Origin of the sequence: Bacillus sp. FJAT-49711 (assembly GCF_018343715.1) — a bacterium.
In the GTDB taxonomy this organism is placed as follows: domain Bacteria; phylum Bacillota; class Bacilli; order Bacillales; family Bacillaceae_C; genus Lederbergia.
On sequence record NZ_JAGYPL010000006.1, the window covers coordinates 141,393 to 152,423 of the forward strand.

7 protein-coding genes and 1 rRNA gene are annotated in these 11,031 nt (G+C 40.4%); 7 read left to right on the top strand and 1 reads right to left on the bottom strand.

Going from position 1 to position 11,031, the window contains the following annotated elements; translation table 11 throughout:
• The first annotated feature begins 413 nt into the window (after positions 1 to 413).
• A complete protein-coding gene (gene ltrA / locus KHA96_RS21665) occupies positions 414 to 1,676 on the top strand; it encodes a group II intron reverse transcriptase/maturase (RefSeq protein WP_213127439.1) in 1,263 nt (420 codons plus the stop codon).
• A 51-nt stretch (positions 1,677 to 1,727) separates the two neighbouring features.
• Here ltrA and KHA96_RS21670 read toward each other — a convergent pair whose 3' ends face one another.
• Complete coding sequence (locus KHA96_RS21670) at positions 1,728 to 2,735, bottom strand: LacI family DNA-binding transcriptional regulator (protein WP_213131424.1); 1,008 nt, start codon at positions 2,733 to 2,735, stop codon at positions 1,728 to 1,730.
• Between the two features lie 261 nt (positions 2,736 to 2,996).
• Between KHA96_RS21670 and KHA96_RS21675 the strand changes: the two genes are divergently transcribed.
• The 6 genes from KHA96_RS21675 to KHA96_RS21700 all read left to right on the top strand — a co-directional run bounded on the left by KHA96_RS21675 (position 2,997) and on the right by KHA96_RS21700 (position 11,020).
• Positions 2,997 to 4,487 (top strand): tagaturonate epimerase family protein, encoded by a 1,491-nt coding sequence (locus KHA96_RS21675; RefSeq protein ID WP_213131425.1) that lies wholly within the window; start codon positions 2,997 to 2,999, stop codon positions 4,485 to 4,487.
• Positions 4,488 to 4,577: 90 nt separating this feature from the next.
• Positions 4,578 to 5,423, top strand: a complete 846-nt coding sequence (larE, locus tag KHA96_RS21680; RefSeq protein ID WP_213131426.1) for an ATP-dependent sacrificial sulfur transferase LarE — start codon at positions 4,578 to 4,580, stop codon at positions 5,421 to 5,423.
• A gap of 42 nt (positions 5,424 to 5,465) precedes the next feature.
• Entirely contained in the window at positions 5,466 to 6,866 is a 1,401-nt protein-coding gene (gene uxaC / locus KHA96_RS21685) for a glucuronate isomerase (RefSeq protein WP_213131427.1), read from the top strand.
• Between the two features lie 69 nt (positions 6,867 to 6,935).
• Positions 6,936 to 8,204, top strand: a complete 1,269-nt coding sequence (locus KHA96_RS21690; protein WP_213131428.1) for a nickel pincer cofactor-dependent isomerase, group 22 — start codon at positions 6,936 to 6,938, stop codon at positions 8,202 to 8,204.
• Positions 8,205 to 8,223: 19 nt separating this feature from the next.
• Positions 8,224 to 8,994 (top strand): SDR family oxidoreductase, encoded by a 771-nt coding sequence (locus KHA96_RS21695; protein WP_213131429.1) that lies wholly within the window; start codon positions 8,224 to 8,226, stop codon positions 8,992 to 8,994.
• A gap of 477 nt (positions 8,995 to 9,471) precedes the next feature.
• A 16S ribosomal RNA gene (locus tag KHA96_RS21700) occupies positions 9,472 to 11,020 on the top strand.
• Positions 11,021 to 11,031: the final 11 nt, after the last annotated feature.

An 11,031-nucleotide genomic window follows, 5' to 3' on the forward strand; every position in this document is an offset into this window, starting at 1 on the left:
CACGAACTTCATATTAGGCTATTTACGATTGGGTGAGTTTGCAGTACAGAACAAAGCCCTTTCTGCCGAAGGTTGTATGTAGTAAATGAAGCAGATAGGTGGAGGGAAAGACTACGTTCTTACCTGGGGAGGTCTGATTGGAACGCCAAGTTCACTTGGTAACCTATCCAGTGATGGATAGCTGAACAATCAGAAGTCAGCAGAGGCCATAGTACCATTCGAACTCGAGAAGAATGGGAAGGGCTGAACAATTAAGAGAGAGCAACATCTTGGCATTCAGTAACCTGCGATGAACACAGATAACCGATAAGGCATGCTTGAAGGAGGATATGGTGAATCCCATGGGGGACTTCAAGATGGTGGAGCAGAACTGGCATAAGTGGAATCGTTGTTCACGGAAAGAGGCGTAACCAATGTTAATGGAACGAATACTGTCACGGGAAAACCTCCTTTCCGCCCTGAAAAGGGTGGAACGAAATAAAGGAAGTCATGGTGTGGATGGGATGTCCGTACAAAACCTACGAGAGCATATCAAGAAACACTGGGAATCCATGAAAATGGAACTTCTTGAGGGTACCTATACACCGCAACCCGTCCGCAGGGTCGAAATCCCGAAACCTGACGGTGGGGTGCGATTATTAGGTATCCCTACCGTAACAGACCGTCTCATTCAACAAGCAATTGCCCAAGTTTTAACGACTATATATGACCCGATGTTCTCAGACCATAGTTATGGATTTCGACCAGGTCGAAGCGCCCATGATGCGGTTAGGAAAGCAAAAGGTTATATACAGGAAGGTTATCGTTGGGTGGTTGATATCGACTTGGAGAAGTTCTTCGACAGAGTAAACCATGACAAATTAATGGGGACACTAGCGAAACGAATCGAAGATAAACGCCTGCTTAAGTTAATCCGTAAATATCTAGAATCGGGAATCATGATAAATGGCATTGTGACAACCAGTGAGGAAGGAACTCCACAAGGAGGACCTCTCAGTCCTTTACTCTCTAACATTGTCCTTGACGAATTTGACAAGAAGTTAGAGGAAAGAGGTCACAAATTTGTACGATACGCCGATGATGCTAATATCTATGTGAAAACAATGAAAGCAGGAAACCGGGTGATGGATTCCATCACCTTGTTTATAGAAGGAAAGCTTAAGCTGAAAGTTAATTTGAAAAAGTCAGCTGTAGACCGTCCTTGGAAGAGGAAATTTCTTGGATTCAGTTTTACCTTTCATAAAGAACCCAAAGTTCGGATTGCCAAAGAAAGCGTGAAACGGATGAAGAATAAAATCCGAGAAATTACCTCAAGAAAGAAACCTTATCCCATGGAATATCGAATAGAGAAACTAAACCAATATCTAATGGGATGGTGCGGATACTTCGCCCTGGCAGATACGCCAAGTGTATTCAGGGAGTTTGATTCATGGATTAGAAGAAGACTTCGGATGTGTATGTGGAAGAATTGGAAGAAACCAAGCACGAAGGTGAGGAACCTCATTAGACTTGGCGTTCCGAAAGGAAAGGCTTATGAATGGGGAAACTCACGTAGAAGTTATTGGAGAATCTCCAAAAGTCCGATACTACACAGAACCCTTGGAAACTCCTACTGGAATTCCCAAGGGCTCAAAAGTCTATTATCTCGTTACGAAACTTTGCGTCACCAATCTTAGTTGAACCGCCGTATACCGAACGGTATGTACGGTGGTGTGAGAGGTCGGGGGTTAATCACTCCCTCCTACTCGATTTACTTTACCGCATGATTTTCGAATTTTTAATTGCGGCGTCATCTTACGAATGGTTGGCTGAAGACTTTTGGTTTCGATAAGCTCAATAATAGAATGAACGATTTCAGCTGCTAACTGATCGACTGGAACTCCGATACTTGTTAAAGGGATTTCCATATTCGCCATTTGTGGGATATTGTCATAACTAATGATTGAGACATCGTTTGGAATCTCCAACTGGTTTTCTTTAATTCCACGAATGATCCCGCCACTGATATCATAACTTCCTCCAACAATTGCGGTCGGTTTATCGGGCGATTTCAGTAAATTGCTTACAGCTTGATAGCCATCATACCAGTCGAGGCCCTTCGTATCTACTAAGAAATGGTGATCTATTACGATTCCAAAATGGTCCATTGCTTTTTTAAAGCCTTGTAATTTTTCTATTTGCCTTCTATCTGTTTTGGAAAAGTCACCAATATAAGCTATCTTTGTATGCCCTAATTCGGAATGCAGAAATTTAACTGCCTCCAGCATTGCCTGTTCATGGCTGGCATCGACGACAGGGAAAGAAATATTTTGCTGATCTGCTACACCATAAAAAAGTATAGGTATTTTACTAGGCCCAATGGAATTATTGGTGTTTTCATCAAATAAAATGACTCCGTCAACTTGAAATCTTTTAAATGTATCGAGTGATTCTACAATTGGCTCGACCGAAAGAATCATGGAATAAGGAGTTTTCCTGATTTCATTGCTAATATTCGTCACTAAAGTTGAGAGAACAATCCTTTCGATAGTTGGCCAAATCAATCCAATAATTTTTGTTTGTTTAGAAACAAGTCTTTGAGCGGCATAATTCGGCTCATATCCCATATCATTCGCCACTTTGAGTATACGACTTTTTGTCGTAGGCTTTACTAATGGACTATCATTTAAAGCCTTGGATACAGTGGAATAACTTACCCCTGCTACTTTTGCAATATCTTTAATGGTTACACTCATTCTTTTCACCTATGAAATATTAAATTAATTATCTTTTTTTAATGTATCATATAATAACAACGTTTTCATAACTTTGAAAAGAGCTGTTTTAATAATTATTAAGGTAAATAGCATCTGTTGAAGCGAATTGGAAACTAAAAATTTCGTACATTGCGAAAACAGAATAAATAGTCTATCATAATAATAACAACGTTGTTATTTTTCCTACACGTAATTTTTGGAACGCTGCCAAGCATCATAATTATGTAAAGGATGATAAAAATGGAAGAATTGCTTCCTGTTATTGAGGAACTAGAAAAAGGCGAAATAATTTCTAATGATATTAAAATAAAAGTTTATGAAAAGTCATTTAAGCTATACGAAAAGGTACGTTTATTAATGGTGAAAACAAATGGAAGCCGTTACATCCTTGCTGTCGGGGAGGGCCGGCTTTTTGGTGATTTGCAAGGAAGGGCTATCGGTAATGGAAAGGTTTGTCCATTGAGCCATGAAAACCGTCTCGTACTGAATTGTTATTTTGATTATACGGTCCCGCGTGCTTTTGGAACAAACATAGCCACAATGGGGTTAGGTGACCGTCTTGGAATTGCATCACCTGGACATATTGAAACAGTCAAAGGACATCGTGTAAAACCAATTCTTGCACAACAAAGTATACGCGAATTAACTTTAACCAATCGAACGATGAACGATATGCTTGATGCTGCTGCGTTTGCTGTTTTCCAAGAAGGATATGAGGGTGGATATGGCGCTGATGGTGATCATATAAAGCAAGAAAGTGATATTAAAATGGCCCTTGATTTAGGAATCTCAATGTTGACATTAGATTGTTCGGATTATATTCCTGTTGGAATCGCTGCTAAATCATTAGAAGAAGTCCGTATTGAATTTGAAAAACTACCCCAAGAAATTCAGTCCTACTACAACGAAAGATATTTACATCAAACATTTAAAGTAAATGGATTAACGATTTCTTTCGATGAAGAAACAATGATTAAATTTGTACTAGAATATAACGAAGCTATTAAGTATATGGTTCATGTATATGAAGAATACATAAGCAAGCTGGAGCGTAACTTTAACTTCGAGATTTCCATTGATGAAACTGAAACCGTTACATCCCCAATGGCACACTTCTTCGTTGCGAATGAATTAACATATAGAGGAGTGAAGGTGACAAGTCTTGCACCAAGATTTTGTGGGGAATTCCAGAAGGGGATTGATTATATTGGAGATGTTGATCAATTCGAACGTGAATTAAGTGATCATGCACTTATTGCAGAGTATTTTGGATATAAGCTCAGCATCCATTCAGGCAGTGATAAATTTAAGGTGTTCCCGATCATTGCAAAATACACAAAGGGGATCGTTCATGTTAAGACAGCTGGTACAAACTGGCTTGAAGCAGTCAGGGTCATTGCGAAAACGAATCCTGACTTGTATAGAAGGATGCATACATTTGCATTGAGAAATTTAGATGAAGCCTTGAAATACTATCATATTACTCCTGATATGGATACAATTCTTCCACTTGATTCTGTTACTGATGGGAATCTAGCAAACTATATGAATAGTGATGCTGCACGTCAAGTTTTCCATGTCACTTATGGGTTAATTTTAACTGCTAAAGGTGAAAGCGGAGCCTCATTGTTTAAAGATGAGTTCATTAAAACACTTGATGAGTATGAAGATGAATATAGAAATGCTTTGGTTCTTCATATTGGGAAACATTTAGAAACTTTGGGATTGTAAAAGGGATGAACTGAAAAATTGGATCTTCCACTTCACAGGGAATTCGTGGCTGAGGTGTAACGATAAGATAAAAAGAGAAGGAGAATGGATATGAACGAATTACTTGCAAAAAAGAATGATGATCTAGGAAATATAATAAAAAATATGGGACGCGTATTGGTAGCTTTTTCAGGTGGGGTGGATAGTGCCCTTCTTCTAAAACGTGCTCAGCAAGAACTCGGAGACCAAGTTTTAGCTGTCGTTGTTCATTCTGAATTATTTAGAAAAGAAGAATTCGAGGGTGCAGTGAAATTAGCAGAAGAAATGGGTGTCCAGCTTCTTCAGACAGAAATACAGGAGCTGAGCAATCCTCATATTGTCGCAAATAATCCAGATAGCTGGTATCACAGTAAAAAAATGCTCTACTCTCACCTAAAGGAATTAGCAATGGAACATCACTATCCTTACGTGTTAGATGGAATGATCATGGATGATATGGATGATTTTAGACCTGGGTTAAAAGCTAGAACCGAAGAAGGCATTCGTAGTGTTCTGCAAGAAGCAGGTCTTTATAAGCATGAAGTAAGAGAACTGGCCGAGCTTCTTTCTGTTCCTGTTTGGAATAAGCCGGCTTCTTGTAGTCTAGCATCAAGAATTCCGTATGGGATTAAGATAGATCATAAAAAAATTGATCAAGTAAACAAAGCAGAAATCTTTTTAATGAAGATTGGATTATCTACAGTTCGTGTCCGTCATCATGGTGAAGTGGCTCGGATTGAAGTAAAGCCGGAAGAAATGCCTTTATTATTGAAACAGAACGAAATGATTTATCAAGAACTTGTATTATTAGGCTTTTCTTATATAGCAATTGATTTATTAGGATATCGTACAGGGAGCATGAACGAAGTCTTGCATGAAGATTCTAAAGCGGCGTATTCAAATGTAGTTTCCTTATAATTTTTTTATCGTCCATACACGAGAAAGGATGTTGAACGATCGATGAAAACTTTTATTACCGATGATTTTTTACTTTATAATGAAACGGCAAGAGAACTATTTCACGACACAGCTAAAGATTTGCCTATCATTGATTATCATAATCATTTAAAACAAGATGAGGTATTGGAAGATAAAAATTTTAGTGATATTGCTGATATTTGGCTAGGTGGAGATCATTATAAATGGCGAGCTTTGCGAGCAAATGGAGTCCACGAGGATTATATTACAGGAAATAAAAGCGGTTACGAAAAGTTTATTAAATGGGCAGAAACGGTGCCTAATACATTTGGTAATCCTTTATACCACTGGACTCATTTAGAATTGTTAAGATATTTTGATATTGATGAAATATTGAATGAAAAATCGGCTCCGGCTATTTGGGAAGAAACGAATAGGAAGTTAGCAACACCAGAACTTTCTGTTCGCTCGATTTTGAAAAAAGATAAAGTTGAATTTCTAGGAACAACAGATGATCCAATAGATAATTTAAATAGTCATCGTGCACTGAAAGAAGAAGGATTTGAAGTAAAAGTCTCTCCTTCATTCCGACCTGATAAAGGTTTGTATATTGAAAGGGAAACCTTTTTACCTTGGGTGGAAAAATTACGAGAAGTAACTAATTCATCCATTGAAAATTACGATGCCTTTTTGGATGCATTTTCGAATCGAGTAGATTATTTTGCTGAGCATGGTTGTAAGAGTTCAGATCACGGTATAGATGTGATGTTTTTTAAAGAAGCTTCCAAACAAGAAGTCGACCAAATTTTCAAAAAGCGCTTGAAAGGTGAAGATATATCGGATGAAGAAGCTGAAAAATTTAAGACATATACATTACTAGTTCTTGGAGAATGGTACGCTGAAAAAGGCTGGGCGATGCAGCTTCATATAGGCCCTCTACGAAACAATAATAAACGCATGTTTAGTAGACTTGGTCCAGATACCGGCTTTGACTCGATCGGAGATCTGTTGATTGCCGATAAATTGGCTGGATTTCTCGATTCATTAGAACAGAAAGATAAATTGCCAAAGACAATCCTATATAGTGTAAATGCAAAGGATTACGATGTACTTGCTTCGATGGCAGGCAACTACCAAAGCTCCGAAATACCTGGGAAAGTACAGTTTGGAACAGCATGGTGGTACAACGATACAATTGATGGAATGGAAGACCAAATGAAAACACTCGCTAATATTGGGTTAATCAGTAACTTCATCGGGATGCTTACCGATTCACGAAGCTTTTTATCGTTCCCAAGACACGAGTATTTCAGAAGAATATTATGTAACCTATTAGGAACATGGGTCGAAGAAGGAAAAGTGCCAAAAGATATGAATCTATTAGAAAAATACGTACGCAATATTTCCTATGAAAATGCAAAACGATATTTCGGTTTAGAGTAGCAAAAAGGTGGGTGGGCTACTTAATTATGGATAGGCCCTCATCAATATTGGCACCGGGAGTGAAAAATTATGGGTATATTAGAAGAATTGCTAAAAGATATTCCTCTTCCAAAGATGGTAAAAGTTAGGCAGAAATTTAATGATACGAAAATTGAAGACTTTGAAGCTGCTCTAAGGGCTGAATTGAATCAAGAAAAAATCCGATCCGCTGTTAAACCAGGTATGGAAATTGCGATTGCAGTTGGCAGTCGGGGTGTTGATCGTATTGTAGATATGACCGCAATTACGGTCCAATTTTTAAAAGAGTTAGGTGCAAAGCCATTTATTGTCCCGAGTATGGGAAGTCATGGAGGAGCGACAGCGGAAGGACAAAAAGCAGTCCTTGAACATCTTGGGGTTACGGAAGAAGCAATCAATGCAGAAATCCGTTCTTCCATGGAAGTAATCAAAGTTGGGGAATTGCCGAATGGTCTTCCTGTTTATGTAGATAAGATCGCTTCAAAGGCGGATGGAATTGTCGTATTGAACCGCGTTAAACCACATACGGCATTTCGTGGACCTGTTGAAAGTGGAGTCATGAAGATGATCAGTATTGGACTTGGCAAACAAAAAGGGGCAGAAGCATGTCATCAATTAGGCTTTAAGTATATGGCCGAGCATGTCCCTGCGATGGCTAAAATGATTATGGGAAAAATGCCGATATTATTCGCAGTGGCTTCAGTAGAAAATGCCTTCGATAAGGTGGCAAAAGTGGCTGTTCTGACTCCTGATGAGATTGAAGAAAAGGAAATAGAATTGCAAAAGCTAGCAAAACAATTGCTGCCAAAACTCTTCTTTGAACAAATTGATGTACTTGTCATCGATGAAATTGGTAAAAACATTAGCGGTGACGGAATGGATCCGAATATTACAGGCAGGTATCCAACCCCGTATGCACATGGTGGACCTGATGTGACAAAGATGGCGGTTTTAGATTTAACGAAAGAGACAGAAGGTAATGCAAATGGTGTGGGAACGGCAGATTTTACAACTCAACGTCTTGTAGACAAGATGGACAGAGAAGCGACATACGCTAATGGACTAACATCTACAGTCGTTGCACCTACTAAAATTGCGACCACTTTGGCAAATGATCGTCTTTGTATAAAAGCAGCCATCAAAACATGTAACATTTTTGATTTTACGAAAGTAAATCTAGTTCGGATAAAAAACACATTGGAAATAAGTGAGATTGAAGTGTCAGAAAACCTATTGGATTATGTAAAAGAGCATCCAAATTTAGAACAAATATCTGACTTGCATGAAATGAATTTTAACGAGGATGGAAATTTCTTATAGTAAAATTGGAGGAGAAATGGTGAGTAATTTATTTGATTTGTCAGGAAAAGTGGCAGTGGCTATCGGGGGAAATAGCGTACTCGGCAGCTCTATTGCTAAAGGATTGGCAGAACACGGTGCAAAACTAGCCATTGTCGGAAGGAACTTAGAAAAAGCAGAAGTCGTCACAAAAGAAATCATTGAGAATGGCGGCGAAGCGAAATCTTTTTACGGTGATGTAAGTTCTCGAAAATCAATTGAAAATCTTGCTAAAGAAATTGAAGCGTGGTCAGGTGGATGGGATATTGTATTAAATGCACCCGGGAAAAACAGTTCCACTCCTTTCTTTGAAATAGAAATGGAGGAATGGGACGACATAATGGATGTAAATTTAAAAGGAATTGTTTTTGCTACGCAAATCTTTGCAAAACGTATGGTAGAGCAAAACAGGAGAGGGAGTATTATTAATATTTCATCTGTTTCATCAACCACCCCTTTATCAAGAGTATTCACGTATTCTGCTTCAAAAGCGGGAGTTAACAGTGTTACACAGTTTTTAGCGAGAGAATTCGCTCCATACGGTATTCGTGTAAATGCCATTATTCCAGGATTTTTCCCTGCAGAGCAAAATCGTAAAATTTTGAGTGAAGAACGAATTGCTTCTATTATGGGTCACACACCGATGAATCGCTTTGGGGTTCCAGAGGAGCTTCAAGGAGCGGCTATCTATTTATCTTCCGAAAAAGCATCAGGTTTTGTTACGGGCACCTTCATTCGTGTAGATGGCGGATTCGGAAGCATGACAATATAACTTAACTTATAATCCTTTTCACATGAGAGGCTATGGGTCCGACCACAGCCTTTTATACATTTTGTTTTTGAGATAAAAATGAAACATCAAACACTGTTTATATTTTTTACGAAAACTAAGAAGATAAGTTCTTTTAAAAAGTTTGAAACTTTATGGAGAAGGGAATATAGTTATTTTATAATAGTTAGATAAGGAAATAATTCTGCTCAAGAAAAAAGATTGCTATTTTTTTATAAAAAGGTATTGTACAAATTATATTTATATGTTAAATTAGAAAACGTCCGAAAAAACGGATCGCGTTTAAGTCGAAAAGTTGATTGCTTTTATTTTTTAAAAAAGTTGTTGACGGCTAAAAGAATAAGTGTTAATATTTAAAAGTCGCTATTTTAACTAAATAGCACATTCGATCTTTGAAAACTGAACGAAACAAAACGTCAAAAATTATTTTTTGCAAGACCAGCTAATGAGCTTACAAACTTTAATGAGAGTTTGATCCTGGCTCAGGACGAACGCTGGCGGCGTGCCTAATACATGCAAGTCGAGCGGATCTCTAGGAGCTTGCTCCTAGAGATTAGCGGCGGACGGGTGAGTAACACGTGGGCAACCTGCCTGTAAGACTGGGATAACTTCGGGAAACCGGAGCTAATACCGGATAACTTCTTTCCCTGCATGGGGAAAGGTTGAAAGACGGTTATGCTGTCACTTACAGATGGGCCCGCGGCGCATTAGCTAGTTGGTGAGGTAACGGCTCACCAAGGCAACGATGCGTAGCCGACCTGAGAGGGTGATCGGCCACACTGGGACTGAGACACGGCCCAGACTCCTACGGGAGGCAGCAGTAGGGAATCTTCCGCAATGGACGAAAGTCTGACGGAGCAACGCCGCGTGAGTGAAGAAGGTTTTCGGATCGTAAAACTCTGTTATCAGGGAAGAACAAGTACCGTGTAACTAACGGTACCGTGACGGTACCTGACCAGAAAGCCACGGCTAACTACGTGCCAGCAGCCGCGGTAATACGTAGGTGGCAAGCGTTGTCCGGAATTATTGGGCGTAAAGCGCGCGCAGGCGGTTTCTTAAGTCTGATGTGAAATCTCGCGGCTCAACCGTGAGCGGTCATTGGAAACTGGGAAACTTGAGTGCAGAAGAGAAGAGCGGAATTCCACGTGTAGCGGTGAAATGCGTAGAGATGTGGAGGAACACCAGTGGCGAAGGCGGCTCTTTGGTCTGTAACTGACGCTGAGGCGCGAAAGCGTGGGGAGCGAACAGGATTAGATACCCTGGTAGTCCACGCCGTAAACGATGAGTGCTAAGTGTTAGAGGGTTTCCGCCCTTTAGTGCTGCAGCAAACGCATTAAGCACTCCGCCTGGGGAGTACGGCCGCAAGGCTGAAACTCAAAGGAATTGACGGGGGCCCGCACAAGCGGTGGAGCATGTGGTTTAATTCGAAGCAACGCGAAGAACCTTACCAGGTCTTGACATCCCGCTGACCGGCCTAGAGATAGGCCTTCCCCTTCGGGGGCAGCGGTGACAGGTGGTGCATGGTTGTCGTCAGCTCGTGTCGTGAGATGTTGGGTTAAGTCCCGCAACGAGCGCAACCCTTGATCTTAGTTGCCAGCATTTAGTTGGGCACTCTAAGGTGACTGCCGGTGACAAACCGGAGGAAGGTGGGGATGACGTCAAATCATCATGCCCCTTATGACCTGGGCTACACACGTGCTACAATGGATGGTACAAAGGGCTGCAAGACCGCGAGGTTTAGCCAATCCCATAAAACCATTCTCAGTTCGGATTGCAGGCTGCAACTCGCCTGCATGAAGCCGGAATCGCTAGTAATCGCGGATCAGCATGCCGCGGTGAATACGTTCCCGGGCCTTGTACACACCGCCCGTCACACCACGAGAGTTTGTAACACCCGAAGTCGGTGGGGTAACCCTCTGGGAGCCAGCCGCCGAAGGTGGGACAGATGATTGGGGTGAAGTCGTAACAAGGTAGCCGTATCGGAAGGTGCGGCTGGATCACCTCCTTTCTAAGGAATCT